Origin of the sequence: Paenibacillus luteus (assembly GCF_006542765.1) — a bacterium.
Lineage (GTDB): Bacteria > Bacillota > Bacilli > Paenibacillales > Paenibacillaceae > Pristimantibacillus > Pristimantibacillus luteus.
In genome coordinates this window covers 1-26,604 of record NZ_SKCD01000048.1, presented here as the reverse complement: position 1 = coordinate 26,604, position 26,604 = coordinate 1, and the positions used below count along the sequence as shown (strand labels likewise).

The 26,604-nt window shown below is 48.6% G+C and carries 31 protein-coding genes; 20 read left to right on the top strand and 11 right to left on the bottom strand.

Going from position 1 to position 26,604, the window contains the following annotated elements; genetic code table 11:
• Positions 1 to 247 precede the first annotated feature (247 nt).
• Positions 248 to 1,192: a lipoyl synthase gene (gene lipA / locus E0496_RS28055; RefSeq protein ID WP_141505160.1), complete on the top strand. Its 945-nt coding sequence runs from the start codon at positions 248 to 250 to the stop codon at positions 1,190 to 1,192.
• A gap of 26 nt (positions 1,193 to 1,218) precedes the next feature.
• Positions 1,219 to 1,944: a YutD family protein gene (locus E0496_RS28050; RefSeq protein ID WP_241675022.1), complete on the top strand. Its 726-nt coding sequence runs from the start codon at positions 1,219 to 1,221 to the stop codon at positions 1,942 to 1,944.
• 45 nt (positions 1,945 to 1,989) lie between these two features.
• Here the strand turns inward: E0496_RS28050 and E0496_RS28045 are convergent, their stop codons facing one another.
• The gene (locus E0496_RS28045) at positions 1,990 to 2,787 is read right to left on the bottom strand and encodes an NAD kinase (protein ID WP_141505159.1); all 798 of its coding nucleotides are present in this window, start codon (positions 2,785 to 2,787) and stop codon (positions 1,990 to 1,992) included.
• A gap of 99 nt (positions 2,788 to 2,886) precedes the next feature.
• Complete coding sequence (ylbJ, locus tag E0496_RS28040; protein ID WP_421924791.1) at positions 2,887 to 3,960, bottom strand: sporulation integral membrane protein YlbJ; 1,074 nt, start codon at positions 3,958 to 3,960, stop codon at positions 2,887 to 2,889.
• A 434-nt stretch (positions 3,961 to 4,394) separates the two neighbouring features.
• Between ylbJ and E0496_RS28035 the strand changes: the two genes are divergently transcribed.
• Together E0496_RS28035 and E0496_RS28030 are read left to right on the top strand one after the other, a co-directional pair.
• Positions 4,395 to 4,784, top strand: coding sequence for a globin domain-containing protein (locus E0496_RS28035; RefSeq protein ID WP_141505157.1), 390 nt, complete (start codon positions 4,395 to 4,397; stop codon positions 4,782 to 4,784).
• Positions 4,785 to 4,789: 5 nt separating this feature from the next.
• Positions 4,790 to 5,530 carry a DUF2225 domain-containing protein gene (locus tag E0496_RS28030; RefSeq protein ID WP_421924790.1) on the top strand — a complete coding sequence of 247 codons (741 nt, stop codon included), beginning with the start codon at positions 4,790 to 4,792 and terminating at the stop codon, positions 5,528 to 5,530.
• Here the strand turns inward: E0496_RS28030 and E0496_RS28025 are convergent.
• Both E0496_RS28025 and E0496_RS28020 read right to left on the bottom strand, forming a co-directional pair.
• Complete coding sequence (locus E0496_RS28025) at positions 5,527 to 5,769, bottom strand: hypothetical protein (RefSeq protein ID WP_139996262.1); 243 nt, start codon at positions 5,767 to 5,769, stop codon at positions 5,527 to 5,529. The genes E0496_RS28030 and E0496_RS28025 overlap by 4 nt on opposite strands.
• Positions 5,766 to 5,936 carry a YycC family protein gene (locus E0496_RS28020; protein WP_141505156.1) on the bottom strand — a complete coding sequence of 57 codons (171 nt, stop codon included), beginning with the start codon at positions 5,934 to 5,936 and terminating at the stop codon, positions 5,766 to 5,768. Before E0496_RS28020 ends, E0496_RS28025 begins: the two co-directional genes overlap by 4 nt.
• Before the next feature lie 113 nt (positions 5,937 to 6,049).
• Between E0496_RS28020 and E0496_RS28015 the strand changes: the two genes are divergently transcribed.
• The 15 genes from E0496_RS28015 to E0496_RS27945 all read left to right on the top strand — a co-directional run bounded on the left by E0496_RS28015 (position 6,050) and on the right by E0496_RS27945 (position 21,806).
• On the top strand, positions 6,050 to 7,834 hold the full coding sequence (locus E0496_RS28015) for a M3 family oligoendopeptidase (protein WP_141505155.1): 1,785 nt from the start codon (positions 6,050 to 6,052) through the stop codon (positions 7,832 to 7,834).
• Between the two features lie 250 nt (positions 7,835 to 8,084).
• Positions 8,085 to 8,975 (top strand): NAD(P)-dependent oxidoreductase, encoded by an 891-nt coding sequence (locus tag E0496_RS28010; protein WP_141505154.1) that lies wholly within the window; start codon positions 8,085 to 8,087, stop codon positions 8,973 to 8,975.
• 125 nt (positions 8,976 to 9,100) lie between these two features.
• Positions 9,101 to 9,736, top strand: coding sequence for a CBS domain-containing protein (locus E0496_RS28005; RefSeq protein ID WP_141505153.1), 636 nt, complete (start codon positions 9,101 to 9,103; stop codon positions 9,734 to 9,736).
• The gene (locus E0496_RS28000) at positions 9,733 to 10,533 is read left to right on the top strand and encodes a pyruvate, water dikinase regulatory protein (RefSeq protein WP_139996272.1); all 801 of its coding nucleotides are present in this window, start codon (positions 9,733 to 9,735) and stop codon (positions 10,531 to 10,533) included. The genes E0496_RS28005 and E0496_RS28000 overlap by 4 nt, the downstream gene beginning before the upstream one ends.
• Before the next feature lie 34 nt (positions 10,534 to 10,567).
• Positions 10,568 to 10,966, top strand: a complete 399-nt coding sequence (gene ndk / locus E0496_RS27995; protein WP_141505152.1) for a nucleoside-diphosphate kinase — start codon at positions 10,568 to 10,570, stop codon at positions 10,964 to 10,966.
• Between the two features lie 281 nt (positions 10,967 to 11,247).
• Positions 11,248 to 12,381, top strand: a complete 1,134-nt coding sequence (locus E0496_RS27990; RefSeq protein ID WP_141505151.1) for a P-loop NTPase family protein — start codon at positions 11,248 to 11,250, stop codon at positions 12,379 to 12,381.
• Between the two features lie 6 nt (positions 12,382 to 12,387).
• Positions 12,388 to 13,626 (top strand): TadA family conjugal transfer-associated ATPase, encoded by a 1,239-nt coding sequence (locus E0496_RS27985; protein WP_241675020.1) that lies wholly within the window; start codon positions 12,388 to 12,390, stop codon positions 13,624 to 13,626.
• Complete coding sequence (locus E0496_RS27980; protein WP_241675019.1) at positions 13,623 to 14,495, top strand: type II secretion system F family protein; 873 nt, start codon at positions 13,623 to 13,625, stop codon at positions 14,493 to 14,495. The genes E0496_RS27985 and E0496_RS27980 overlap by 4 nt, the downstream gene beginning before the upstream one ends.
• A gap of 20 nt (positions 14,496 to 14,515) precedes the next feature.
• Positions 14,516 to 15,397 carry a type II secretion system F family protein gene (locus E0496_RS27975; RefSeq protein WP_141505150.1) on the top strand — a complete coding sequence of 294 codons (882 nt, stop codon included), beginning with the start codon at positions 14,516 to 14,518 and terminating at the stop codon, positions 15,395 to 15,397.
• A gap of 24 nt (positions 15,398 to 15,421) precedes the next feature.
• Entirely contained in the window at positions 15,422 to 15,607 is a 186-nt protein-coding gene (locus tag E0496_RS27970) for a Flp1 family type IVb pilin (RefSeq protein ID WP_338325883.1), read from the top strand.
• Positions 15,608 to 15,614: 7 nt separating this feature from the next.
• On the top strand, positions 15,615 to 16,346 hold the full coding sequence (locus E0496_RS27965; RefSeq protein ID WP_206669890.1) for a TadE/TadG family type IV pilus assembly protein: 732 nt from the start codon (positions 15,615 to 15,617) through the stop codon (positions 16,344 to 16,346).
• 78 nt (positions 16,347 to 16,424) lie between these two features.
• The gene (locus E0496_RS27960) at positions 16,425 to 18,686 is read left to right on the top strand and encodes a hypothetical protein (RefSeq protein ID WP_206669889.1); all 2,262 of its coding nucleotides are present in this window, start codon (positions 16,425 to 16,427) and stop codon (positions 18,684 to 18,686) included.
• A complete protein-coding gene (locus E0496_RS27955; protein ID WP_161601611.1) occupies positions 18,652 to 19,632 on the top strand; it encodes a TadE/TadG family type IV pilus assembly protein in 981 nt (326 codons plus the stop codon). The genes E0496_RS27960 and E0496_RS27955 overlap by 35 nt, the downstream gene beginning before the upstream one ends.
• A 17-nt stretch (positions 19,633 to 19,649) precedes the next feature.
• Positions 19,650 to 20,156, top strand: coding sequence for an A24 family peptidase (locus E0496_RS27950; RefSeq protein ID WP_161601610.1), 507 nt, complete (start codon positions 19,650 to 19,652; stop codon positions 20,154 to 20,156).
• Positions 20,157 to 20,183: 27 nt separating this feature from the next.
• Positions 20,184 to 21,806, top strand: coding sequence for a DUF6382 domain-containing protein (locus E0496_RS27945; RefSeq protein WP_141505145.1), 1,623 nt, complete (start codon positions 20,184 to 20,186; stop codon positions 21,804 to 21,806).
• On the opposite strand, the gene E0496_RS27940 is transcribed toward E0496_RS27945, so the two are convergent.
• The 4 genes from E0496_RS27940 to E0496_RS27925 all read right to left on the bottom strand — a co-directional run bounded on the left by E0496_RS27940 (position 21,789) and on the right by E0496_RS27925 (position 24,258).
• On the bottom strand, positions 21,789 to 22,691 hold the full coding sequence (locus tag E0496_RS27940) for a TIGR01777 family oxidoreductase (RefSeq protein WP_141505144.1): 903 nt from the start codon (positions 22,689 to 22,691) through the stop codon (positions 21,789 to 21,791). The genes E0496_RS27945 and E0496_RS27940 overlap by 18 nt on opposite strands.
• A gap of 25 nt (positions 22,692 to 22,716) precedes the next feature.
• Positions 22,717 to 23,211 carry a hypothetical protein gene (locus E0496_RS27935; protein ID WP_141505143.1) on the bottom strand — a complete coding sequence of 165 codons (495 nt, stop codon included), beginning with the start codon at positions 23,209 to 23,211 and terminating at the stop codon, positions 22,717 to 22,719.
• 159 nt (positions 23,212 to 23,370) lie between these two features.
• Positions 23,371 to 23,808, bottom strand: a complete 438-nt coding sequence (locus tag E0496_RS27930; protein WP_139996352.1) for a DUF2621 domain-containing protein — start codon at positions 23,806 to 23,808, stop codon at positions 23,371 to 23,373.
• Between the two features lie 102 nt (positions 23,809 to 23,910).
• On the bottom strand, positions 23,911 to 24,258 hold the full coding sequence (locus E0496_RS27925) for a tyrosine-type recombinase/integrase (protein ID WP_141505142.1): 348 nt from the start codon (positions 24,256 to 24,258) through the stop codon (positions 23,911 to 23,913).
• A 578-nt stretch (positions 24,259 to 24,836) separates the two neighbouring features.
• On the opposite strand from E0496_RS27925, the gene E0496_RS37290 reads away from it, so the two are divergent.
• Positions 24,837 to 24,932: an IS3 family transposase gene (locus tag E0496_RS37290; protein ID WP_141505161.1), complete on the top strand. Its 96-nt coding sequence runs from the start codon at positions 24,837 to 24,839 to the stop codon at positions 24,930 to 24,932.
• A 68-nt stretch (positions 24,933 to 25,000) separates the two neighbouring features.
• Here E0496_RS37290 and E0496_RS27915 read toward each other — a convergent pair whose 3' ends face one another.
• The 3 genes from E0496_RS27915 to E0496_RS27905 form a co-directional block, all read right to left on the bottom strand.
• The gene (locus tag E0496_RS27915; RefSeq protein WP_141505141.1) at positions 25,001 to 25,435 is read right to left on the bottom strand and encodes a hypothetical protein; all 435 of its coding nucleotides are present in this window, start codon (positions 25,433 to 25,435) and stop codon (positions 25,001 to 25,003) included.
• 354 nt (positions 25,436 to 25,789) lie between these two features.
• Entirely contained in the window at positions 25,790 to 26,152 is a 363-nt protein-coding gene (locus E0496_RS27910; RefSeq protein ID WP_241675018.1) for a type II toxin-antitoxin system HicB family antitoxin, read from the bottom strand.
• 39 nt (positions 26,153 to 26,191) lie between these two features.
• Complete coding sequence (locus tag E0496_RS27905; RefSeq protein WP_141505139.1) at positions 26,192 to 26,407, bottom strand: type II toxin-antitoxin system HicA family toxin; 216 nt, start codon at positions 26,405 to 26,407, stop codon at positions 26,192 to 26,194.
• Positions 26,408 to 26,604: the final 197 nt, after the last annotated feature.

Sequence of the window (26,604 nt, the reverse complement as noted above, 5' to 3'; positions counted from 1 at the left end):
GGGAAGTTGCAGGCATATTTAATCATTCGCTATGGACTTCGCAGATTCACTATCCATAAATGGATGCTATTACATATTTGTTTTTTTCAAGTCCTTGTTCCTATGGGCTTTCGTAATTCAGGTTCAAATAGGCAAAGCAAACGATTGGAAACGAAATCGTCATAAAGTGCTATTTTTATTTGAAACATGTTATAATAACCCCATGAGTTTAGGAATTATAAATGAACTTGAAAGCAGGTCATCCCATATGAAACAACAAGAAACACTCAAAAAGCCGGATTGGCTTCGTATAAAGTTAGCGACAGACGGCAACTTTGCCGAAATTAAAAATATGATGCGCTCCAAGACATTACATACCGTATGCGAGGAGGCACGTTGTCCAAACATCTACGAGTGCTGGGCGAACCGCACAGCTACGTTTATGATTTTGGGCGATATTTGCACGCGTGCATGTCGTTTTTGCGCAGTGAAGACAGGCATGCCGACAGAGCTTGATCTAGACGAGCCTGAGCGCGTCGCGGAGGCTGCCGAGCAAATGGGCTTGCAGCACTGCGTGGTTACCTCGGTAGCCCGTGATGATCTGAAGGATGGCGGCGCATCTATTTTTGCAGCAACCGTACATGCTATTCGCAAACGGATGCCATTTTGCCGCGTGGAAGTGCTTATTCCAGATTTTCTTGGAAACAAAGACGCGCTTCAAATTGTCATGGATGCTAATCCGGATATTTTGAACCATAACGTAGAGACAGTGGAAAGATTGTCTGACCGTGTGCGGGCCAAAGCGAAATACAGCCGTACTATGGAACTGCTTAGACGCGCTAAGGAAATGAAACCGAAAATTCCAACCAAATCCAGCATCATGCTTGGCGTTGGTGAGGAATGGGACGAAATTCTGCAAACGATGGACGATCTTCGTGCCAACGATGTAAATATTTTGACTTTAGGTCAATATTTGCAGCCTTCGCCGAAGCATATGCCGATCGTGCGTTACGTCCACCCGGACGAATTTGCAAAATTAAAAGAAGAAGGGCTGAAGCGTGGTTTTCGGCATGTCGAATCCGCACCGCTGGTACGCAGCTCTTATCATGCGCATGAGCAAACCGATTCGGCACAAGCAGCTATGGCTGTAGATACCGTTGAAACCGGATTCGACCGTGAGGTTTCCTCCGGCGCTTGCTCAAGCAGCATGTAACTGACGCTCAAGATGAGGTGGAGAACATGGCTTTGATTCATATCGGCGGAAAATCATATGAGATTGTTCATGAGAATCGGAACGGGTGGAACCCTGAGGCGTTTCGTGATCGATATAGTGAAGTGCTGGAGCGTTACGATTTTATTATTGGCGATTGGGGCTACAGCCAGCTTAGACTAAAGGGATTTTTTCGCGATAATCACCAGAAGGCGACCAAAGACAGCACCTTCTCCGGGATGTCGGATTATATCAATGAATATTGTAATTTCGGCTGTGCGTATTTCATTTTAGAAAAAACACAAAGCACGAAGCGTGAGCCAGATGACTACGACTTGGATGCTGACGATCATCGCCCTCGCATTGAAGCAGCTGATCTTCTCGCAGCCGCTGCGGGCCTGGTTGATGGCTTAGAGGGCGTGGAAGCAGATGGCGATGAGGTTGCAAGCGCTAAGGAAGCGGCTGCGCCATCGAATGAGCGTGAACGCCACAACCGCCATCAGCCGCGTGAGAATCGTCATCGAAGCTCGAATCGCAATAACCATGAGAAGAACAATGGCGATAACGCGGCTGCCAGCGAAGGACGCGGCAATGAACACCAAAGCAGCGGAAAACGTGACCATCAGCAGCGCAAAGGTGGATATAAAGGCAACGACCACCGCGGCAAGAAACCGTTCCGGCTTGCGGCGAGCGAGACCGCTGCTGCATCCACCGAATCGAACCGACCTAACAAAAAAGACACTGAGCGCCCATAAGCGGCGCTGCAGTGTCTTTTTTTTTCAATATCATAAGAGAGTGGATTAGCGAACGTCATAGCCCAGGAACGCTTCGCGGACCCGGTTCCAGAACGGGAAGGGGCGGTACCTTGCAAAGCTGACCTTTCGGCTCGATACGCTGCAGCGAATGGATTGGATGTCGCTGCGCATAATGCTGATATGGTCAATGGTGAGCTGAAGTCGTTGTTCTTTTTTGGAAATAATGTCGCAGTGGTGATGCTGCGGCAGCAAAACGGAAGAGCCGAGCGTACGGTAGACTCGGTTATTGATAGAAGCTATTTCCGCGATTTGCAGTGATTCTATTGAAGGGTGCACAATGGCCCCGCCCAAACTTTTATTGTACGCTGTACTGCCTGATGGCGTGGAGATGACGATTCCGTCCCCCCGGAACATTTCGAACATTTCATCGTTGATGTTAATTTGAGCTACCAGAGTGCCGTCCACGCCTTTGAGCGTAAATTCATTCAAAGATAAATAATGACGATTTTCGGTAGGGGTCTCCAGTTCAATCTCAGCCAGTGGGTAACGGACGATCCGTGGTGTCTCTTCTGCCATCATCTTCACAAGGTCCTCTAGCTCATCGGCTTGCCAATCCGCGTAGAAGCCCAGATGGCCGGTGTGAACGCCGACAAAAGCCACGTTCGTGATTTGATCGACATATTTATGAAAGGCGAGCAGAAGCGTTCCGTCTCCTCCGATGGAAATGACGATTTCAGGCGTTTCATCATTTCGATTGAAGCCGCGCTCTGCAGCCAAGATGTGAAATTTTTCCGCTAACGATTTGGATAAAGCGTCGCCTCGATCAATAACCGCATACTTCAAAGGTAAATCTCCTTCCGATCTCCATAGTACTTAAGATGATAAAGGAAATTGCCTTGAAATTCAATGCACGGCGGCGATCCTGTACCGGAGCAAAGTGAATTAAGGAGCCATCCAGCCCCAAAGGATATAAACTAGCGCCATCGCAAGGAATCCATGCAAAAGCCTAGCTAGGAAAAGGGGACGATAACGCAGATCAGTTCTACTGAGCAGACTCGCGATTTGGGCATGGACGGATAAACCGCCCCAGGAAAGAATCCACGCAGCAATCGCAACCTGATGCATAAGGCCCGTACCTGCTGTACCTGCCGCCCGTGCGCCAAGCGTGACCTCAAATAAGCCGAATATGCTTGCATCTGCCAGCGGTGCGGGGAGGCCGATCAATTGAAATAAATATCGGAGCGCTTCAGCGAGTGTCTCAACGATTCCTGCATGGGTGAGCATTTCCATAACGACCGAGAAAAAAACGACGAGACCTCCAACGACGATCATGAGCCGGAGTGCCGATTGGACGGAGTCTTGCAGCAGGCGCCCCAAGCCGCGCCCATCAAGCAGACGTGCCTCATGCATCGCTTTGATAGCAGCGGCTATTCGCGAAGGACGTCTCCTTCTAACTCTCTTGGCAGCATCAGATTTACGCGTTTCGGACGAAGGGAGCGCATGGCGGTCATGGAAGCGCATGAGCAGGCCGATCAATAATCCGCTGCCATAATGTGCAGCGGCCAAGACAGGCGCTAGCGCAACATTTTGGAAGAAGCCTACGGAAACTGCCCCGATTAGGAAAATAGGATCAGACGTTGTCGTAAAGGCAACCAACCGCTCTCCCTCAGCACGATTTACGAGTCTTTGCTCCCACAGCTGGGCCGTTAGTCTTGCGCCTACGGGATAACCTGAAATATAGCCCATTGTAACCACGAAACCGCCGATACCTGGCAGACGGAACAAAGGTCGCATAAGCGGATCCAGCAGCTTGCCGAAGAAATGCACAATGCCAAAACCAAGCAGCATCTCCGAGATGACAAAGAAAGGGAACAGGGCAGGAAAAAGCACATGCCACCAGATGGATAGCCCGCGAAGTGAGGAAGCTAATGTTTCCGTCGGAAAAACGGTCATCATAAGTACGATGCCAATAGCGCCAAAAGCAGTAATGGATAGCGGATGAACGAACGAGCGCAGCAAGAACAACGCCTCCTCCTTTAGTCGGAATGATAGGTAAACCGCTGAAGGCGGATGACGTACAACCCCTCTTACACGTATATGTCATAAGGTGGACATCCATCACTTTCAAAAAATTAAAAATATTTATAATCGTCCAAGAAAACGCTTCCAAAATACTGGATTACTCATTTATTTATGGTACAATGGATATACCTTTGAAACGGTTGGAGTGATGGCCATGAGTATAATCGCAGGCATTCTGGTATGTGCTTTCGTCTATGTCATTCGAGAATCTCTTACAGCGCCTGGAGAAGAGGACTATGAGGGTTAATAGGTAACATGTACTAACTAATGAAGCCCGCACCATAGCTGCGGGCCTCTTTTTTGTTTATCTTTAATAATATTTATGTGATATAATACTAAATACCTACATAATGGAGCTGGTTTTGACGATGAATAGGAATATAAGCATTTATGAGGCGATTGGCGGATCTGAGACTTTAAGACTAATTGTAGAAGCTTTTTATCCAAAGGTACAAGCCCATCCTTTATTAGGTCCCTTGTTCCCCCAAAATATTGATCCGGTTATCGACAAGCAATATTTATTTTTAACTCAATTTTTTGGCGGCCCTTCTTTGTATTCGGACGAATACGGGCACCCCATGATGCGAGCAAGGCATTTGCCTTTCCCGATTACGCCAGAGCGTGCTGAGGCATGGCTGGACTGCATGAGAAGAGCCTTGCAAGAGGTTGGCATAGATGAACAACTGCAATCCATCGTTATTAATAGACTATCCGGACCTGCGCATCATTTTGTAAACACATCTGAAGAGGAGACGTGATCGTTGTGGAACCCCTATACCAATCAAAAATAGAGTGCATTTGCTGCGAGAGAACCTATATGACATCGAAAGTCAGACCAAGCTTCAAAAGGGCGGTCAATTCAGATTCTGATTTTTGCGGTTATTATAAGCCTGAGGTGAACCCGGATTTTTACGTGGTCAGGGTGTGTCCTTATTGCGGCTTTGCTTCGACGGAGAACGGTATGGGACAGTTAAGCGATCAGCAAAAGAAGCTCTATAACGATAAAATAGGCTTTCGGTGGGAATCGCGTGATTACAGCGGGGAGCGCAGCGCTAAGATAGCGATGGTGACGTACAAGCTGGCACTGCTTTCTGCCCAAGCCATTGGCGAGAAAGATCGCGTGCTTGCAGGTATTTTGCATCATATCGCATGGCTTTACCGCTATGAGTCTAATCTGGATGAGGAAAAAAGATTTTTGCGCTTTGCGCTGCAAGCTTACGTTCGCGTATATGAGGCAGAAGGCGTTGCGCTTAATAACGCGAAGTTGATGTATTTGATCGGGGAATTAAATCGCCGGATCGGAGAAGTCAATGATGCGGTTCGCTGGTTCTCCCGTGTCGTGAATGACAAAAAAATCGTGGATGCCGCGATGATTCGTGCAAGTCGCGAGCAATGGCAGCTCATTCGGGAGGAGATGGAAGCCAGATCGAGCCAAGCATCTGGCGACCTCTCATTGCAAGACGGCTCTGAAGTGCTGGAGCCTTCGATTTCAACTTCCGCTTAGCGGATTTTTTGACGCAGAACCCGGTTCGTTAACAGGTAATCGGCATCGGCATCGATGACGGTTACTTTGTTGTGGCAGCAAGGGAAGACGAGCAGCCGCTTCGTGCCATCATGAATCTCAGGAAGCTCGGCTGGCTTGATGGGCAGGAGCACATTGTCTGCTTGGCAGAATGGGCAGCTGGAAACGTAGAGATCGCCCATGATGATATCATAGGGCCATGCTCTCTCGAACGGTATCATGATTGCTTGTCGCTTTCGGGAGCTTCCGGCGCATCGGCCTTGGCAAGCTCGGCCAACTTTTGCAGCAGGATGTGGCGCGGCATATGCATCAAATGCTCAATCGGCACGCCAAGCTGCTCGGAAAGCTTTATAGCGGTATCGGCCGAAATTTGCAATGGTTTAGACATGGTGATATTCCTCCAATCTGGATATAATTAAGTTATACACCGCCAAGAAGGTTTGCGCAAATAAAAACGCGGCCGCTTCTTGGTTTTTTTTATGAAGGAGAGGATGAAAGCATATGGCTAAGGGTTATCCGCAAAGCTGGGATTTGGATGTTTTTTATGAGGGAGGCTCGAGCTCGCCTGCTTTCCTGCAAGAGCTGAAAGGGATCGAAGGGGATATTGGAAAGCTTGATTCGGCGCTGCTGGCGGAAGCTGGCACAGGTGTGTCAGACATCGCTGAAATGACGGAGCTGCTGCAAAGCGTGCTCATTCGCTTGCGTCAATCCGAGTCGTTCGTATCTTGTTTATTGGCCCAAAACATTCGGGATTCCGCTGCCAACGCCCGTAATGATAATGTAAAAACGCTATCAGCTAAATTTCTCGGGGTGCTCACCCGGTTCGATAATCGGCTGCGCGGGCTTGATGACGGGGAGTGGAAGGAACTGCTGGCGGATGAGCCGCTTGCGGAGGTCGCATTTAATCTTAATGAGCGCCGTGAGCTTGCGAAGCAGAAGATGGCTCCCGAGCTTGAAGCGTTAGCGGGGGATCTGGCTGTGGACGGTTATCATGGCTGGGGTGATTATTATAACCTCATTGTCTCGCGTGCGAAGTTTAACGATGTGGGCAAGGATGGGGAAAAACGAACGTTGTCTGCGGGACAAATGCATAACCGCCTATCCGATGGAGACCGTGAGGTTCGTCAGGCGGCTTTTGCGGAGTGGGAACGTGAGTGGTCCGAGCAAGCGGAGCTATGCGCGGAGACGTTGAACCGGATTTCAGGTTTCCGTTTAAAGCTGTATGAGAAGCGTGGATGGGATTCCGTGCTCAAAGAACCGCTGCAAATGAACCGTATGAGTGAGGCAACGCTGACAGCGATGTGGGATTCTATCCAAGAGAGCAAGCAGGTGCTTGTCCGTTATCTAGAGCGTAAAGCGAAGCTGCTGGGCGTGGAGAAACTGGACTGGCATGACGTTGAAGCGCCAATCGGTTCAGCAACAAAGATCATTCCCTACGACGAGGCAGCTGCATTTATCGTCGAGCAGTTCCGTACGTTCAGTCCGGAACTGGCCGATTTCTCTGAAGCTGCCTTCCGCGAAGGCTGGATTGAAGCGGAGGATCGTGCGGGCAAGCGTCCAGGAGGCTTCTGCACTGCTTTTCCAAAGAGCGGCCAAACGCGTATATTCATGACTTATTCCGGCTCGGCCTCCAACATTTCAACGCTGGCGCATGAGCTTGGCCATGCATATCATCAGCATGTGATGAACGATCTGCCAGGCCTAGCCCAAGAATATGCGATGAATGTCGCAGAGACGGCTTCTACCTTCGCAGAACTGATTGTATCAGATCGTGCAATGAAAGCGGCAGCGGAGCATGATGAGAAGCTGGGACTGTTGGAGGATAAAATTCAACGCTCCGTAGCGTTTTTTATGAACATCCATGCTCGGTTTTTGTTCGAAACCCGTTTCTATGCCCGTCGCCGCGAGGGAATGGTATCGGTAGAAGAGCTTAACGCTTTGATGGAAGAGGCGCAGCGAGAGGCTTACTGTGATATGCTGGGCGAGGTTCATCCGCATTTCTGGGCATCAAAGCTGCATTTTTACCTAACAGATGTGCCTTTTTATAATTTCCCATATACCTTTGGCTACCTGTTCAGTGCAGGAATATATGCGAAGGCGCTCAAAGAAGGCTCTGATTTCAAAAATCAGTATGTAGCTCTACTCAGGGATACGGGGCGAATGAGTGTCGAGCAGCTGGCACAGACCCATCTGGGCGTGAACGTGGAAGAGAAGGATTTCTGGCGCGATGCCGTTGCGTTGACAGCTGTTGACGTAGATCAGTTTATTGAAATGACAAACGAGTAACCGTAAGGTTTGACAACTGGAAAGCGGGTTGTTATCATACAAGCAGCATAATTCTTAATATATAACTCGGAATGATGTTGAAGAAGCCGACCGGACAGCCGGAGACAAGCGAGATCTACTTGTCTTCGGCTTTTTTTTGTTGCGTAATATTTTTTCGGAGCGCGATTAGCGATTGTTTTCAACGCAGGAAAAAGCATTTGAATTAGGTTTATAATAAGAATCAAGACTCGTATAGAGAGGCGGAATTAAAATGACAGAGCAGACAAACAAGCAGGAAACCGTAATCGGATTTATCGGGACAGGCATCATGGGGGCAAGCATGGCGGGACATTTGCTTGGAGGAGGCTATCAAGTGAATGTGTATAACCGGACAAAGTCCAGAGCAGATGCCTTGGTCGCAAATGGTGCTGTTTGGCATGAAACACCTCAGTCGGTTTCTGAGCATTCCGATGTCGTGATTACGATGCTAGGTTATCCTGTGGATGTGGAGGAAATTTATTTCGGAGCATCGGGGCTGCTGCAAAATGCGAAAGCGAAAGCCATACTCATCGATATGACAACCTCAAGCCCTTCACTGGCAAAGCGCATTGCCGAGGAAGCTTTGAATAACGGGCTGGCTGCGCTTGATGCTCCGGTTTCTGGAGGCGATGTTGGAGCCAAGGAAGCTCGGCTGTCCATAATGGTGGGCGGTGCGGATAAGGATTATCAGGCTATACTGCCGCTACTCGAGCTGATGGGCAAAAACATTGTGTTTCAAGGCGCGGCTGGCGCAGGACAATTTACTAAGATGTGCAATCAAATTGCGATTGCATCCAATATGATCGGGGTGAGCGAGGCGCTTGCTTATGCGAAGCGTGCGGGACTGGATCAGGAGACGGTGCTAAAGAGCATCGAGGCCGGAGCGGCGGGCAGCTGGTCGTTGTCTAATCTGGGTCCGCGGATCATTAAAGGGGATTTTGCTCCCGGTTTTTATGTGAAGCATTTCATCAAGGACATCAAAATTGCCATAGAATCCGCTGAAGAGCTTGGACTTTCGTTGCCTGGGTTAACGCTTGCGCGTTCTTTGTATGAACAACTTATCGTGCTAGGTGAAGAAAATAGCGGAACGCAGGCGCTATATAAAGTGATTTTTGCAGAATAACTCTACTATTTATTGAACATGGTTTGCTAATATGATATATTACTTTTCGAATAGTGGTGCTATATAATTAAATATGACTCATATAAGAACTGGAGGAGAGTACGATTCAGTTATCCTCGCGGCAATTGGAGCTTCTTGAGCTAGTTAAGAGGCATGCGCCGATTACCGGTGAACAGCTCGCAGAATACTTAGGTGTCAGCCGGCCGACGCTGCGTTCGGATTTGTCGCTTCTTGTCATGCTTGGTTTGCTTGATGCGAAGCCCAAGGTCGGCTATTTTCTTGGTAATACCTATCGGGCAAATAGCGAACCGGTCCAGCAATTCAATAGTATGAAGGTAAGAGAAGTACAGGGGGTTCCGGTTAACGTACCGGATTCGTTATCCGTGCACGACGCTGTTATTACGTTGTTTACCGAGAATGCGGATACCTTGCTTGTCGTCAATGAACAGAAAAGATTCGTTGGCATTGTGACCCCAAAGGATTTGCTTAAAATAACGCTTGGCAACGCTGGCGCCGCAGCCATTCCTGTCAGTATGGTGATGACCCGTTATCCGAATATCGTGACGCTAATGCCCGATGATTCCGTGATGGAAGCGATCCGCAAGATGTCGCTCCATCAGGTTGATTGCTTGCCGGTAATCGTTCCGCGCGAGGAGCAGCCGACTGATCCGGAGGTAACCGGATGGGTATCCAAGTCGAACATTATACGTCTGATGGCGGACATCACGATGAGTAGGGAATTGGGGGAGCCAGAGCTATGAAACAGCAAATCATTTATGTATGCTCCGATGCCGTTGGAGAGACGGCAGAAGCGGTGGCCAAAGCAACGCTGCGCCAATTTTCATCCGAGCATGTCAAAATTAAGCGCTACGGACATATCAAGTCCGAGGATGAGATCATACGCATCGTTGCCGAAGCCATTAGTACCGGAGGTTTTATCAGCTATACGCTTGTTCAACCAGAGCTTCGCGAACTGATGAAGGAAGAGGCAGTTAAAGCAGGAGTACGGGCTGTTGATGTGATGGGTCCCATGATGCAGGCCTATGTCGATACGTTCGGCAGCTTTCCGAAGCGGGAGCCTGGCTTGCTGCATTCCATTGATGATGACTATCATCGCCGGATGGAAGCGATTGAATTTGCAGTAAAATACGATGATGGCAAGGACGCAAGGGGGTTTGTACAGGCCCAAGTTGTTCTGATTGGCGTATCCCGAACATCGAAGACGCCGCTCAGCATATTCTTGTCCCATAAGGGAATCAAGACGGCAAACCTGCCGCTTATGCCTGAGGTCAATCCGCCCGAAGAATTAAAGCCTGCGCCAGGCAGACTGATCGTAGGGTTAACGATGGAGGCGGAGCATCTGCTTCAAATCCGTACCGAGCGGCTGAAGACGCTTGGGCTGCCTGCGTCTGCCCAATATGCGACATATGAGCGAATTCAAGAGGAACTCGCTTATGCGCAATCCGTGATGAAAGTGTTGAATTGTCCTGTTATTGACGTAACGAATCGGGCAATCGAAGAAACAGCCGGCATTATTACTGAATGGCTTTACAAATAAATGGCTATACCGTTAGAGACAAGGGGGATTATCAATGGATAAAACATTTGTAATGGTAAAGCCGGATGGTTATGCACGCGGTCTGGTGGGTAAGGTAGTCACTCGTTTTGAAGAAAAGGGCTTTAGGCTGGTAGATGCGAAGGTTGTTCAATTAACAAGGGAGCATGCGGAGCATCACTACGAGCATTTGCGCGCAAAGGTGTTTTTTGACGAGCTGGTTGATTTTATCGTTTCTGGACCTGTGTTTGCGATGATTTGGGAAGGCAAGGACGCTATTAAAAATGCGCGCGCGCTTATCGGCGCCACGAATCCGTCCGATGCACTTGCAGGGACAATCCGTGGGGATTTTGCGATTGATGTAGCGAGCAACATTATCCACGGTTCGGATTCGATTGAGAGTGCCGAAAAGGAAATCAAACTCTTTTTCCAATAGCCAATGGGAGATGAGCAGATATGAAATTTTTCTTGGATTCTGCAAATGCTCCTAGCTGCCTTCGCTCTGGAAGCATCCGCTTACGGATATTGGTATCGATAAGTTTTTAAGTGATTGGGGAAATCAAAAGTAAAAATCGTTGGTTGACGAACGGAATCAGGGTATGGTAAATTTTATACAAAGTTAATGAGAACACACGGAAGCACCGTAAAAGGCCGCAGCTAGCTGCGCCTTCTATGGTGCTTTTTTTGTGTTTTCATGAATGAAAGGAGGGAAGCCCATTGGAAAAATATCAGCTGGCAGTAGCGGTTAAGGAACAAGAATATTTGAAGCGTCTGTCTGATTATATTCGTGATAGCAAATTCGGAGAGCTGTGGCAGGTCACCGGTTTCACCCATGCGGAAGCTTGCAAAGCTTATGTGAAGCAGGGGTATAGCATAAGCCTTATTGCGGCGCAGCCTGACTTGCTCGCCGAAATAAAATCGGAGCTGCCGGGCGTTCCTGCCATTGCGCTAGTACTGAAGCTTGGGGAAAGCAGCGAAGAATATGAGCTGCACCAATATCAACCATTGCCGCTACTGCTTCAGCGATTAATGGAAGTACATGCGAGAGCAGCCGCATTTCCATTCCGTGCGGATGTAACTCCTAAAGGCGCTTCGGGAGTAAAGGTCATCTCGGTTTACTCGGCAGCAGGGGGGACGGGGAAAACAGCCTTGGCGCTGCATTTGGTACACGCCGCCAGCACGTATGGAAGTCGGGCATTTTATTTGAATCTTGAGAGGTGGAATACGGCGGAGGATTGGCTTGGCCTAGAGAATCAGGCCAGCGGGCAAGCAAAGGAAGGTTTGTCTGAGCTGCTCTATGGACTCAAAGCGCAGCCGGATCAATCGGTGAGCTGGCTAATGGAACATCGGAAGCGAAGCTCATTGCTGCAGGGCGATTATTTGGCGCCTTGGACGAATGTAGAGGATCGAATGACCCTCAGCGAGGAGGAAGCGGCAGGATTAGTGAATGCTGCTGCGGGGAGCGGGCAGTACGACCTTATCGTCATTGATATGGAGAGCGGATTGGAGGAGCTTCATGCGACGATTTTCGAGAAATCAACTCAAGTGCTCTGGCTGCAGACGAGTGATGCTTCCGTGAGAAATAAGCAGGAGCTGGCGCTTCGTTATGGGGTGCAAAAGTGGGGCAGTCGGTTTCATGGTTTGCTTCCCCGATTCATTAGCGTAAATAATTTTGCGGTATCGACTGCTGAGCCTTCTCTAAGTCACTTGGGCAGTATACCTCGTGCCCGTGTCGAGCTGCCAGAAATTTTGGAGTGGCGAGGGACTAGCCGCGTAAAGCTATTGTCATCGCCATTGTTCAGAGCCGCAGCGGACAAGCTGCTCAAGCAGCTTAGTGTGGAAGAGGGGTGACGGTGTTTGCTTACTGACGAGACGGTGCATGAGCTGCGCAATAAGGTGCGGACAAAGATCGATTTTAGCGGCGCGTTGTCGGATGACAACCTTATGAAAATCGCCGAGGAGATCGTATTTGAATGGTGTGAGCAGCATCCGTTAACCGCTACGGAAAAGGTGCAGCTGGTCCGCAGGCTGTTTCATTCGTTTAGAGGACTTGATATTTTGCAGCCGCTAATGGAGGATAGTTCAATTAGCGAGATTATGATTAACCACCATGCGGAAATTTTTGTAGAGCGCAGCGGGAAGATGACGATGCTGCCCGTTTCGTTCGAAAGCAGGGAACGGCTGGAGGATCTGATCCAAACCGTAGTGGCAAGCGTAAACCGCGTTGTCAATGAGTCATCGCCTATTGTGGATGCCAGGCTGAAGGATGGCTCAAGGGTGCATGTCGTGCTGCCGCCGGTTGCGCTCAAAGGTCCATGCATGACAATTAGGAAGTTCCCCGAGCGGCCGCTTGCGATGGAGCAGCTGGTAGCTCTAGGCTCTATTTCGGGGGAGGCTGCGTCCTTCCTGAGAGAAATGATTGGCGCTCAATATAATCTATTTATCAGTGGTGGAACGGGAACGGGGAAAACGACCTTTTTGAATGCCTTATCGCAATTTATTGGGGCGGATGAGAGGATTGTTACCATTGAAGACTCAGCAGAGCTTCAAATCCGCACTGTTCCCAATTTGGTATCGATGGAGACACGCAATGCCAATACCGAAGGCAAGGGCGAGATTACGATCCGCGATCTTATCCGCGCTTCGCTGCGTATGCGGCCCAACCGAATTATTGTCGGGGAGGTTCGCGGAGGAGAGGCGCTGGACATGCTGCAGGCGCTTAATTCCGGCCACAGTGGCAGTATGTCTACAGGACATTCTAACGGAGCAAAAGATATGATCGCTCGCCTAGAGACCATGGCGATGAGCGCAGCGGAATTGCCTGTACAGGTGATCAGGCAGCAAATCGCGTCTGCGATCGATATCGTCGTCCATTTATCCCGTTTCCGGGATCGTACCCGCAGAGTCACTGAAATTTGCGAGGTGGTGGGCATGGAGGCGGGAGAAGTAAAACTCCAGCCGCTCTTTCTCTTTGAAGAGGAGGGGGAGAGTGACGGAAGGATTGCCGGCGGGCTTAAACGAACGGCAAATGCGTTGACAAGGCTAGATAAGCTGATTATGGCTGGAAAGAGCATACAGGAAGGGGCGGTCGTATGAGCAACACCAGCGAAGCGAGCAAATTAATAGATCATAGACGGTTTTCGGGAATGCGAATCCGAAGAGCGCTGGAGTGGTGCGGCTGGGAGAGCAGCGAGACCATTGGGAGGATGAAGACGGGCAGGCAATTAATAGATTACGATCGTTACCAGCTAACGCGAAAACAATTTTTTGCAGCTGCTTTAACGGCAGGTCTTCTCCTATATGGGGCTGTCTACCTCTTCTATCATTCCAGCCTATTGTCTCTAATCGCTTCTTGTGCTGGGATTGCGGCTCCCAGATTTAGGCGGAGAGTGCTTGTTCAGCAGCGTAAAGAGCGTTTAAAGCTGCAATTCAAGGAAGTGCTGTTCTCACTTACCTCTTCGCTCGCTGCGGGACGATCTCTCGAAAATGCTTTTCTGTCGACGCTGGATGATCTTAGGCTGCTTTATCCTGATCCGCGAACGGAACTGCTGCTAGAATTTCAAATCGTCCGTTTTCGATTGGAAAATGCCGAGCCGCTCGAATATGCGCTCCGCCATTTCGCTGACCGTGCCGGCGTAGATGAAATCTCGCAATTTGTTGATGCTCTTGCCACATGCAAGCGCTCAGGCGGAGATTTGCTGGAGGTAATGAAACGAACGTCGGTCATTATTGGCGAGAAGCTGGAAATTGAGCAGGAAATTGCTGTTATGATTGCCCAGAAAAAGTTCGAGGGTAGGATTATGATGGCTGTCCCGTTTGTTTTCCTGGCGTTTCTCAGCTTGGCTGCTCCCGATTATATGGCTCCCTTATATGGTGGTCGTGGTTATTTGCTGCTGACGGGAGCGCTGCTTCTTCTCATTTTTTGCTTTTGGCTCATGGCCAAGCTGATGACCATCCGCATGTAGGCAAGGAAAGAGGGATAAGTATGGTTTCCGCAATCGCCGCATTTATATTGACCGCATTATGGATTTATTTGGCGGGAGTTAGTGCCCTCCGTTCGGTATGGCTTCAGCTATCGGGAAAAAGAGAAAGCAAGCTTCATTCGTCGAAGCTGAAGCAGCTCTGTTTAACTGATCCGTTTGCGCGTACGCTTGAACGCCTGCATTTATATGATTCTCTTCAATTGCCGATCAGCAGCTATCATCTAAAGCTGCTCGTATTGATGGATGGCGAATGGACGATTGAGCGTACCAAGGCAGAAGCGGCCACTGCACTGGGGATAGGCTTTGCTGCCCTAACGGGCTGTGCCTGGCTGAGCTTTTTAGGCAGGGAGCCGATCTTGCTTGGAGTAGGAGTCGTATTTGGCATCGTGCTTACGATCCGGCCCTTCGTAGAAGCTGGTCGGCGAGTCGAGCAGCGCAAGCAGCAAATCATTACGGAGTTGCCGGACATGCTCAGCAAACTAATGCTGCTTGTGGGGGCTGGCGAAACGGTGCAGCAGGCATTAGCCAGATGTCTGGAAGGAAAAGACTCTGACAGGCACCCGCTCTATAAGGAGTGGCGTGATGCGGTAATATCGCTGCGCAATGGGCAGGCCTTCAGCTCGGCCATGGAAAGATTCAATCGCCGCTGTTCTGTTCAGGAGGTGTCGATTTTTACAACGGTATTGCTGCTGAATTACCGGCGTGGAGGGGAGCATTTTGTGCTTGCGCTGCGCGAGCTTTCCTATACGTTGTGGGAGAAACGCAAGGCTATCGCCAGGTCAAGAGGAGAGGAAGCTTCTTCTAAGCTTGTTTTCCCACTGGTGGGCATTTTGCTTGTACTTATGATTTTGGTCGCTTCACCTGCGGTTTTGTTAATGTCCTAACACAAAAGAGAGGAAGTTGAGATGATGAAAAAACTGATGCAAGCGATTCGCGCCTTTTGGGCAGAGGAAGAAGGCCTTGGAACACTCGAGATTATTCTTATTATTGCGGTAGTCATTATTATTGCGCTGCTATTCAAGGACTGGATCATAGAGCTTATTGAAAGGCTGATGGGGAAAGCCGATGACGAAGCGGATAAAATTTTCAGCTAACTGGCACGTGAACGTTTTGCAGATAAAGTACAAGCTTCTTCAATGGCTGAGAAAAGAACAAGGCAGCTTTACGCTGGAGTCATCCGTTGTGCTTCCGCTGTTATTGGGACTTATATTGTTATTCGTGTTGTTTGGCATGTATATGTACCAAAAGGTCATTGTATATTATGCAGCCTCGGTAACAGCCGAAAGGACTGCCTATAGCTGGGATAATAGTTTTCGGCAGGCAAGAACAGGGATGTTGGCAGATGATAGACATGACGGTTTGTATTGGAGAATGAGCGAGGATAAGATGCTCGCCAGCTTATTCGAAATGAAGGAGGAAGTCCCCGCTTCCGCTGTCACTCTGCCGCTGGAACCACCGGGCGCAACGGAGGATGACCCGCTTTCTGAACGCAAAATGAAACAAGCGGCTTTGTGGCTCGGTAAAGCGGGTCTCGCTTACGAAGGACAAGTGAGTTATGAACGGAGCGTTCTCAAGAAGAGCATAGAGGTAAAGCTTAAGACGCCGTTATCGACGGAGTCCGCGGAGAAAAGCTGGCTGCGGCGGGAGCCTAAGAGTGTCTCCTCAGCCATAGTTGTGGACCCTGTAGAGTTTATTCGAAGCGTTGATCTCGTGCGATATTATTACGCGAAATTTGCTAATACAAGTGGTGGAAGCACAGAAGCGAAGTCACAGGCTGGCAAAGCTCTAGCACCCTATAAAGGCAAGGATAAAGGAGCTGAAAGCAAAGGATAGAGCCGGGTCAAGCTGGTGAGGTATTGCGGGCAAGTTAGCATTTGGAGTGAATCAGCAGAAGGGAGGGATTAGGCAGCAGTGGAAAAGAAGGAAGCTAGGAGAGACAGAAAGGATATTGCTAAGTACAGGTTGCTTTTTCGAGAGGATGGGGCAGTGACGGTATTTTCGGTTATTGTATTATCCACCCTACTGTTGTTTTTCTCATTGCTCATTGACTATGCCCGCATTGCAGCCTTGCATAAGCTGACCGAGGATGCTGTCCGCTCCAGCGTTCGTTCCGTGCTATCCGCTTATGATACGAATCTTTATGAAAAATACGGTTTGTTCGGCAGGGGCGGAACCGAGGGACAGAAGCTCTTTGCCGAAGTATTGGCAGCTAATGGTGAAGGACCGGAAGGTTCGGATCAAAATGGGATGAGGATGGTCCGTTATAAATTGGAGTCTTCAACGCTTCTTGCGGCATCATTTCTTGGCAGCCATGATGTGTTTGCCAGGCAGGTACTGGAGGAAATGAAGTACAAGGCTCCGATTGATTTCACTTTGGAACTCGCAGCCAAATTTGTACCTATCGCAGGTGCGATGAAAGAGGCATCCGTTACGGTAAATCTGCTTGAGAGCATGAGAAGCCTGTACGAGAAACGGGAGGCTCATCTTGACAGAGTGCTGGAGCTGCAGAAGCAAAGCGCTTCGGAAGTGGAGGCCAGTGGCATACCGGAGATGATCCCGATTCAGTTGCAGTCGGCCGCGGGAGATCATACGGCCTATGGCCTCGCTTCAGGGTATTTCAATTATGAGGCGAAGGTTAGACAGCTTGAAACGCAGCCAGCGGCTGATCAAGACAAGGCTGCCAAAGAAATAGAAGCCTTAGAGGATAAAATGAAAATGTTTGGCAATGAGATAAGCCGCAGTAGTGACGTAATGCTAAAGCAGGCTGTGAAACGGCAAGAGGAGGCAACGAAGGAGTTGGAAGCAGCAAGGCTGTTGAACGAAGAAATGCTGCTGCTTGTTCAACAGGCCGACGGGCAGCCGGAGCATGCTGGTTACGACGCGGTATCTGAAGCGGCTGCGGGAGGCCTTGAGCCAAATGAGGTGCCAGCAGGTGCAGCAGCGGATATTAAACAAATGAAAGAAGCGGCAGATGAGTTAGTCAAAACGGAGGAATGGTTTACGGATTACAAGAAGGAGCTGGAAGGCCAAGGCGCAGCAGCGGCCGATATTGAACGGGCAGCAGCTGGTTTCCAGACGATTAGCTTGGCTGCGGTATCCAAGCCTACTCCGAATGCTGCGGGTGATCAGCTGGATGCGGGAGCAGCTCGATTGCGGCGTGCTTATGTCAGCTATGAACAAAACTACATACGTCCAGCGAGCATCCTTAGCCATCGGAGAGAATCGCTTGAACAAGGGGATTTAAAAAAGAAGCTTAAGCAGCAAGAAGAACAGGTAGGCTCCCTTTGGAAGAAGGCACGCAGTATGCTTAATGGTTTAAATACTGTTCCACAGTCTGAAGAGCATATGCAGGTATTTGAGCAGGTTAGGGAGCTTTATCACAATAATATGCTGTTTAATCAGCAGACCACAGAAGCATCTCAGGATGTGGCTTTCGGAGTAGCCGGGGATGCTCACGAGGCGGTCGAGCGTTCTACAGCGCTCACGGGAAGTTTATTTACTGGCATCGGGAATGTGCTGGAGCGAACCAGAGACACCTTGTACTTCGGCGAATATGTTGTGCATCGTTATTCCTACTTCGCTCCAGAGCATTTGCGCTCCTTGCTGGTTGGAGGGAATAGCGCAGAACTGTCGGATGCGCTCAAATTGCAAAACCAGGAGGCGGAATATATTATATATGGCTTTCACCATCCGGCAGCTAATATAGCTGCTGCATATGGCGAGTTGTTTGCGGCTCGCCTAGTGATCCGAACGATGGAAGGGCTGATTGAAAGCCGCAGTCTCGGCCATCCGCTGCTAATTCTGTCGGCAGCGCTTATCTACGGCTTGGAGAAAACGCTGGAGGATATGGTAGCTTTCACGGAACAGGGCTCAGCTCCTTTGTCCAAGTACGTGAAGGTAGATCTGTCCTATACCGATTACCTCAGGCTTTTTAGCTTGATGCACGGGGCAGAAGACCGATCAAGCATGGCACGGATGATTGCGGTGATTGAGCAAAAGAGCGGCGTGGTGCTGTCTGCGGTTCCAATCGCGGTTACTGGCGAGGCCAAGATTTCCATGCCGTTATGGTTTGTGCCAGGCGTCATGCGAATAATCGGAGGGCTTGGACTTCTGGAAGGAAAGGTTGTTGGCAATCGGTATGAGACGACACAAACCATCGGCGGTTCGTACTAAGTGCGGTCCTGATAAAAATGAGCAGGGATCGATTGTTGTAGAGGCAGCGCTGGTCATGCCAATGATTATAATCGTGTTGCTGGTGTTTGTAACGCTTATCCGTTTATGTGCCGTTCAGATGGCTTTGCATTCAGCTGCTTCCCAGACGGTAAGACAAGCTGCGGCACATATCCATCCGATTGAATTAGCTTGGCAGCAGGTAGCGGCAAGCCCATCAGCGCCAGGACCCAACGAACACGTGTTGCCACCATGGAGCGAGATCGCCGCTGACGCCGCGGAATGGCTGCCGAGTCCGATTGGAAACCTCGTGTCTTCCGCATTGCGCGGAGATTTCAGGCCGCTGCAAAATATGGCTGCGACAGAAGTAGGACGAGGAATCGTAGAGCCTTTATTAAGAGAGACGGCTGATGCTGCCATTGTGGATAAAGAACGGCTAAGCTTGGGGTGGCTGTCCTTGCCCGATCTGGACAAGGCGGATGAACCCTATCTGACGATCGCCGTAGAGTATGACTTCCCCTTAAAGCTTCCCTTTTTCAACAAGCCTATTATTCTCAAGGAGCAAGCATCCGAGCGTGTATGGATCAGTGATGCGCTTCCGGCAAGATATGGCACGGAAAGCAATCCAGAGGACAATCTTTCGATTCAAATTGTTATGATTGAGCCAACGCCGCTTCGGCCTGGGCGTAAAGCAACGGTAACTGTAAAAACCAATCCGTTTGCTGCCATATCGCTTGGCGTGATGTACAAAAGTGGGTCTAGCAAAGCGAAGCACTTAGGTGAAGCCGTTGCTGATGCCGACGGATATGTGAAGTGGACCTGGCATGTATCTGGCAATACAACGCCTGGCATCTGGGAATTAACGGCCTCTGAGGCGAACAGGGAAAGCAATTTTGTAGCCATGCATTTTACGGTAGAGAAAAGCAGTACCAGTGACGGAGCAAAATGAAGCGGAAGGAGACAAGTATGGAAATTGTTCAGATCGCTGCAGTAGTCTTGTTTTTGAGCATCGCTTTTATTACGGACATAAAGTTTCAGATCATTCCGAATTGGCTCACGCTATCTTCAATTACGGCTGCTTTCATCTACCACCTCTCGATCGGAGGCGGTGTTGGAACAGCAGCGGCAGGTGCTGCTGCAGGGTTCTTTCCCCTTTTGCTGCTGTATCTGGCAAGAGGAATAGGTGCAGGCGATGTGAAGCTGTTTGCGGCCTTAGGCTCATGGATAGGCGTATGGACCGTACTGCAGCTGATGCTGTATTCGATATTGTATGCCGGAGCAATTGGCGTCTGTCTTATTGTCATTAATCGTGCTTTCGGAAAGAGGTTTGCGGCTGGAGCTGTGGCGATGCTTGGCCCTGCTTCGGGAGGCCGTAAGCTTCAGTGGCTGCAATGGGCGGAATCGGGCAAAAAGTTTCCGTTTATGCTGGCTGTAGTGCCTGCGGCCATAACGGTTTGGTCTATGATGAGTTAAGCTGGCTGGTAAGAAGGGAGATTGGAAATGCAAAGTTTTCGAGTTGATTTTACGATGAATCAAGAGCATGAAATGACCATAGACCGCGAGGGTGGCATTTTTAGAAGCGAGCTGGATGAAATCGAGCTGAGGATGCTCCAGCATGAGCGTATCCCCAATTTTTTGTCGATGGATTGGTTTGAGATGGACGGCAAAGTGAGTTTTAGGTATAAGCTGTCAGGCATGAGAATGCTGCTGCACCGCTTGCAGCAGCAGCCGCTTTCGATGGAGCAATACTACACGCTTATACTGGGCGTAACGGATGCGCTTTATGAATGCAAGCATTATATGCTGCGGCCTGAGGGATGCCTGCTGGATGAGCAATATATTTTTATTGGTGATGACCTGCATCAGATCCGGCTCGCCTATGTTCCCATGAAAGGCAGCAGTTCCGAGCAAGCGCTTGGCTCAGGGGACCTGTTATCCTTGATCGTAAGATTCACTTCCTATGTCGAACAAATCGACGGAGATGGTCTCAAGCGTGTATTACATCATCTTACGGCGAAAAGATGGCCGCTGGCTGAGCTTCGGACTACGCTGCTTGAGCTAATCGGGGAGAATCGGACAAAGCAGACCATCGTGACTAAGCAGACTGCATGGCAACCTGAGCAGCAGCCGGGAATTATCGCGGGCCAGCCGCAGCTTTATAAGGAGGAACAGCCGGCGATACCGCCTAATCTTCCTCCGGAAACAAACATTTCATTTGAGAAAAAAGCTGATCCCTATCGCCCTCTGAATTCGGACTTTGCAGATTATGCGAATATTCTTCTGGACGACGAAGAAGGGGAAGCTCAGACGGACACAAAGAAAAAATGGATAATTGCGGCGGGAATCCTGATTGCTATCGCGTGTGTTTGGCGCTTTGTTTATTTGCCTGTCGGCACGAGGCAGAGCTTGTTGATCAGCTCCGGTATTACACTTCTTTGCCTGGCTTTGCTGCTGCTTATATGGAGAAAACGCGGGAATGAAGATTCTAATCTGCAAGATACAGATTTTGCACACGCTCAGCATGAATCTGGCTATGGAACGTTTTCAGGTACAAGCATGCGTGGTGCAGCGGACGCTTGGGGGGCGTCAGAAGAGAAAAAAGAAAACGGGGTGTCTTTAAATCAGAATTCATTGTCTTTAAAGCAAAACCCACTGTCTTTAAAACAGGGCCCCGTGTCAGCACAGGCACCGCTCCATGTGGTCGCGGCAAATGTAGCTGCTCCTAAAGGAGAACCGACGATTTTTCTGGGACGTGATTCCCAGTCTACCGAGCAAAAATCCGATCCGGAAATATGGCTGCAAAGAAGCTGGGAGGGACAGCATACCAAGCTGGAATTAAATGAAGGTTTCTTTAGAATAGGTCGAATGGGAGAGCAGCTAAATTATGAGGAGCTTGCTGGCGGTGTATCGCGTCTGCATCTGGAGATCGTACGTGTGAAGGAAGATTATAAAGCGAAGGATCTTGGCTCGAGGAATGGAAGTCTGCTAAATGGACAAACGATGATACCCTATAAAAGCTACAAGCTTGCCATAGGAGACATTATCCATTTAGCAGGTGAAGCGGGCCCGTCTTATGAACTGAAAAGGGACGAAGGAATAATAAAGTTAACCGCGGCCCACTAAATCGTTCATAGCCGAGTCCACCGTAGGAAACCGGAAGGTAAAGCCATGGTCCAATGCTTTGCGCGGCAGCGCGCGCTGCCCGTCCAGCAGAAGCGTCGACATTTCACCGAACAGAAACCGCATCAGCAAGGCCGGTATTGGAAACCAATGCGGCCTTCCCATAGCTTTGCCGATCGCCCGGCCAAATACTTCATTGGTAACCGGATCAGGGGAGGAGCCGTTAACGGGCCCTCTAATTTGATCGTTGTCGATAATGAATAAAATCAGCCGGATCATATCCTCCAGATGAATCCATGAGAGCCACTGCTTGCCGCTGCCAATTTTGCCTCCGCCAAACAAGCGATAAGGCAAAGCCATTAACGGGAAAGCTCCAGCCTTCTTGTCCAAGACGACACCAACACGGAGCTTAACTAAGCGCTCTGCTGGAATAGCGTCGGCAGCCTGCTCCCATCGTTGAACGACTTCAGATAGAAAATCGGTGACTTTGACTGGGCTGAATTCATCAAAAACCTCAGTTGCCGATATGCCGTATGCAGAAATGCCTGAGGCATTAATGACCAGCGGCGGTTTGCTTTCGAGCGCAAGCAATAGCTTGGAGATGCGGGCTGCTGCCGTAGTTCTTGAATCCATGACACGCTGTTTGGCGGCAGCCGTCCATCGCTGGTTAATAGACTCTCCAGTGAGATTGACGATGGCATCCATTCCTTCAAGCAAAGCGGGTGCTGCTTCAAGCTGCGTCCATGTTATTCGCGTAACTCCTGAGCGTTCTGACGGCTCCTTAGCATTGCTGCGAGAAATAATCGTAACCTCATCATTTCGCTTTAGCAAGGCTTCGGTGAGCGCACTACCGATAAACCCTGTACCACCCGCAATTGCCACCCGCATCTCCGCTCGCTCCTTCGTTTATCCGCTACTTAATTTCTTCGATTTTATCGAGCCAATTCTGCTTGACGCTCGGATCGCCTTCGACGGCTTTTTCCGTATACTCAAATTTCACTTTAGCATCGTCCGGCAAAGCATCGATCGTGCCCGCTTGCTCATCGGTCACCTGCAATACAATTACGCCGGCTGCTGTTTCAACTTCTATGGAGTGCGAGTCGACTTGACCGCTGTAAGTACCTTCGTTAACTTTGACAGGCGCTGCGGGATCCTCTATTGATCCGCTATTGTCGGTAGGCGCAACTGAAGGTTCGGGTGTGGAGACATCTGGTTCCAGAACACCGCTTTCTTCAGGCAGTTCGCTGACCACCGGTGATTCCTCTACTGTGCCTTGCTGTTCATTTCCTGAGTTCACGTTGCTTGCATTCGAGCTGTTGCCGCAAGCTGATGCGGCCAACATTACAGCTAGAAGAACTGCTCCTGCTGTCGCTGCTTTTTTGCTTCTTCTTCGCTTTGATGTGTTCATGATGTGAAACACCTCCTGCATGTTATAACGAAATGAATAAGGGTTAGGTTACATTTTTATATATAACCGTAAAAAGGAAACATGAAGCAACTGCGTATATGAAACGTTTTTTAGGCCAAATGTATAAATGAGCTTAAGCCGCCACATGACGGCCCAAACTCATTTGTTAAGTAGATGCTTATAGGGAGCGTAGTCGATTCCTTGACGATCAAGAAATGTGACAAGGCTGCGGTAATCCCGCTTTGGAGTAGCTCGTATGTAGCCTTCGATGCAATGATCGCGCGTAACAGACGATGCGCCGTGCTCAATGGCCACTTGGCCTATTTTGGCTGCGATGGAATGTTTAGCTATATCGCGAAAAGCGCTTGGCACCGGAGATACAAGTTCGTCCAGCAGCTCTTTGGAATCATCATTCCACATGCTGCGGCTGCGTTCCACCCAGTAGTTCTGCCAATCGAGCTTGGACTTGCCATCTCTCATCGGAAGCACTTTGAGAAATTTGCGGAACATAAAAAATCCGCCAATCGACATTGCTCCAACCATGACGACCGCCCAGAAAACAATAAAATACATAAACCAATCAGGGGCTACTTTCATACGTATCTTTCACCTCAATAATGAATTATACCGTATTCCTAGATTTATTTCGACTTTTCTGCAAAAATCCCTTGATACATAAGGGATCTGAGGGGAAGGGGCTTAATCAGCCCCAATTTTAGCCCCAATGACGATGTCTGAAAACACGGTTACTGCTTTGTTCTCCATTTCTTTAAAGGAGTGTCCGTAAACTTTGTAGATCATTTCTACGCTGTTGCCCAGCCGATCCGCTATGGTTTTAGGTGGCACACCATTATTGATTAGTACTGTGGCATGCGTATGCCGTAATCCATGCGGAGTAATTCGTGTGATGGAGATTCCTTCCACAACCAAGTATCTATAGAGTTGCCGAAGAGTAGACTTTGCAACCTCTGTATTAATGGCTGTGCCTCCGTATTGGGATATCAGTGACGGAGTAAATCCCGCTGGAGACGACTTTGATTCCATCATACAGCGATATGCCTCGCAGCTATACGGGACTGACAAGCGATCAAACGGCCCGATTCGCAGAGGAAAATGTGGACGAACCTGAGAGCGACATAAGCATATTGAGAGAGCAGAGCGAGCTGTGTTAGCAGGCTGGGAGAGTGGCTGAGAACTTGCTAAAGCGGGACTTCCGTGCCGACGGACCAAATCAAAAGTGGGTTACAGATGTTACTCAATATCGTGTGTTCGATGATCGAATTTAATTATCCGCCATAAAGGATCACTGGAATGGTGAAATCGTGGTCTATCACATCAGTAAGCGTAATGACAATCCGCTTGTACTAGAGACGTTTAGAAAGGCGTTTGAAACGCAAACAAACGTAACTGGAAAAATCTCGGGATTGATCGTTGACAGCGATCAGGGATGCCAGTAAACGTCTCATGCTTACCACGACATACTGCTAAAGGTTGGCGCCCGAATCAGCATGTCTCGTCGAGGCAATTGTTATGACAATGCCGCCATGGAAAGCTTCTTTCCTCATTTGAAAGTGGAAGCTCTCTATCCCTATGATATCCGAAGTACTGTGTAAGCACAAAGGCGAATTGAGGAATTCATTCGATTTTATAACGAGGAAAGATCGCAGAGAAAACTAAATAAGCTGACGCCGGTTGAGTACCGGTGCCAGCTTGCAGCCTAGGGCTTTTTTAGTGTCCATTTTATGGGGGCTTGACCAGTTAGATAAGTGGGTAGTTTTTCTATTCTTATTTAGACAGTCCAAATCGAAAAGTTATAATTAGCTGTAGTAGAATAATGATTGAATGTCCGACCTCTGATCGCAAAATAAACAGTTTCCCCTGGTTCAACATAGTGGTAAGTTAATTGAACCCATCCACCCAATTCTTCTTGGAGTGCTGAATTATAATCAGTACCTTTTACGAGTAAAAAATCGTACATTAAACCTGTTGGACTTTGTAAACGTGCTGCAATTCCTTTTCTAACTCCTGTATTATTTGTCCAAGAATACCAATCCACATCGTATGGGGTGTTCAGCACAGTCGAATTTCCTAAAATAGGTGCTTGTAACTGATAAGCAGTTTGTTTGGTGTCAGCCCATCCGTCATAAGCAAAAGCAGAAGTTGCTCCCGATAACGATATTCCCAAAGCGAGTACACCTGCAATAAGTTTCTTCTTCAATAACAATGAAATTCCACCTTCCTATTAATTATGTAAATTTGTTACAAATCTATCGTAGCATAATATTTGGAAATGTGGAATATAAATCTAGCATTTTATTTCATTGAAATTGTAAAATTGGAACTTTGATGTATATTATAAAATCCGAAAGTATCGGTCAAAGAGTCGTATGGCTGAGAATGCCTGCGGCTCTTTTTGCCGCCTACAGAAAAGCCCACTAACCTATTTGGCTTGTGGGCTACTTTTCATTTCCCCAAGTAATTGGGATTTTGTTAGTCACTTTTACTTCTCCTGTTGTTTTATGTCCCCGAAGCAGAGCTATTCACGTAGTCAACTCCGCTGCAGCGCAATGGACAATAGCTACTTGCTGAGCTTATAGAGCATATACTGATTGAGTGAGATTCCTTCTTCTTCGGCTTTGAAGATGAGCTGCCGGTGAAGTGACTTGGGGACACGAACAAGAATTTTTCCGCTGAAATCCTCTTGAGGCTCAGGTATGGGGTCGCCATACTCTAATTTAATTTCGATGTGATCCTTTAACACTTCCTGCAACTCATTAAAGGCTTGTTCCCGTGTTTCACCAGAAGTATGGCAGCCGTCTAATTCTTTTACATTTGCCCAATAATAGGATTTGTCATCGTCTTTGACTTGTCTGACTTGGAATGTATAGGGCAGGGCCAAATAGTAATCAAGATTTTTTTTATTTTCCATAAGTTTAGGCATAAGATAATGAGAAGGAATGGTGAGGGGGGATCCCCTCTATTACTTGCCTAACCATTCGAGCGCATCTCCAACAGCTTCTGGGTTTTCGCTCTTGACCGTTGTCAGAAGTCCTTGTGCATTTCGGTAGTGATAGTGAGAGCCGCGAACTCTTACTTCACTGTATCCGGCATGTTCGAGTACTTTCTTTATTTCGGCAAAGGTTATGCCCTTCGGTTTCCGTATCATCTTGTTGATGAGCTTCTCTATCTTGCCCAATTCTCAACTCCTTTCTATATATTTTTGGTATTATATATAATATCAAAAAACAATGCTATCTAGAAAATTCTTTAACCTGAATTACGAAAGCCCATAGGAACAAGGACTTGAAAAAAACAAATATGTAATAGCATCCATTTATGGATAGTGAATCTGCGAAGTCCATAGCGAATGATTAAATATGCCTACAACTTCCC

Bases quoted from the DNA above. Each gene is read 5' to 3' on its own strand.
- lipA (WP_141505160.1), top strand. From the start codon at position 248: ATGAAACAACAAGAAACACTCAAAAAGCCGGATTGGCTTCGTATAAAG.
- E0496_RS28050 (WP_241675022.1), top strand. From the start codon at position 1,219: ATGGCTTTGATTCATATCGGCGGAAAATCATATGAGATTGTTCATGAG.
- E0496_RS28035 (WP_141505157.1), top strand. From the start codon at position 4,395: ATGAATAGGAATATAAGCATTTATGAGGCGATTGGCGGATCTGAGACT.
- E0496_RS28025 (WP_139996262.1), bottom strand. From the start codon at position 5,769: ATGATACCGTTCGAGAGAGCATGGCCCTATGATATCATCATGGGCGAT.
- E0496_RS28020 (WP_141505156.1), bottom strand. From the start codon at position 5,936: ATGTCTAAACCATTGCAAATTTCGGCCGATACCGCTATAAAGCTTTCC.
- E0496_RS28015 (WP_141505155.1), top strand. From the start codon at position 6,050: ATGGCTAAGGGTTATCCGCAAAGCTGGGATTTGGATGTTTTTTATGAG.
- E0496_RS28010 (WP_141505154.1), top strand. From the start codon at position 8,085: ATGACAGAGCAGACAAACAAGCAGGAAACCGTAATCGGATTTATCGGG.
- E0496_RS28000 (WP_139996272.1), top strand. From the start codon at position 9,733: ATGAAACAGCAAATCATTTATGTATGCTCCGATGCCGTTGGAGAGACG.
- ndk (WP_141505152.1), top strand. From the start codon at position 10,568: ATGGATAAAACATTTGTAATGGTAAAGCCGGATGGTTATGCACGCGGT.
- E0496_RS27980 (WP_241675019.1), top strand. From the start codon at position 13,623: ATGAGCAACACCAGCGAAGCGAGCAAATTAATAGATCATAGACGGTTT.
- E0496_RS27975 (WP_141505150.1), top strand. From the start codon at position 14,516: ATGGTTTCCGCAATCGCCGCATTTATATTGACCGCATTATGGATTTAT.
- E0496_RS27970 (WP_338325883.1), top strand. From the start codon at position 15,422: ATGAAAAAACTGATGCAAGCGATTCGCGCCTTTTGGGCAGAGGAAGAA.
- E0496_RS27955 (WP_161601611.1), top strand. From the start codon at position 18,652: ATGAGACGACACAAACCATCGGCGGTTCGTACTAAGTGCGGTCCTGAT.
- E0496_RS27950 (WP_161601610.1), top strand. From the start codon at position 19,650: ATGGAAATTGTTCAGATCGCTGCAGTAGTCTTGTTTTTGAGCATCGCT.
- E0496_RS27945 (WP_141505145.1), top strand. From the start codon at position 20,184: ATGCAAAGTTTTCGAGTTGATTTTACGATGAATCAAGAGCATGAAATG.
- E0496_RS27940 (WP_141505144.1), bottom strand. From the start codon at position 22,691: ATGCGGGTGGCAATTGCGGGTGGTACAGGGTTTATCGGTAGTGCGCTC.
- E0496_RS27935 (WP_141505143.1), bottom strand. From the start codon at position 23,211: ATGAACACATCAAAGCGAAGAAGAAGCAAAAAAGCAGCGACAGCAGGA.
- E0496_RS27930 (WP_139996352.1), bottom strand. From the start codon at position 23,808: ATGAAAGTAGCCCCTGATTGGTTTATGTATTTTATTGTTTTCTGGGCG.
- E0496_RS27925 (WP_141505142.1), bottom strand. From the start codon at position 24,258: ATGATGGAATCAAAGTCGTCTCCAGCGGGATTTACTCCGTCACTGATA.
- E0496_RS27910 (WP_241675018.1), bottom strand. From the start codon at position 26,152: ATGCCTAAACTTATGGAAAATAAAAAAAATCTTGATTACTATTTGGCC.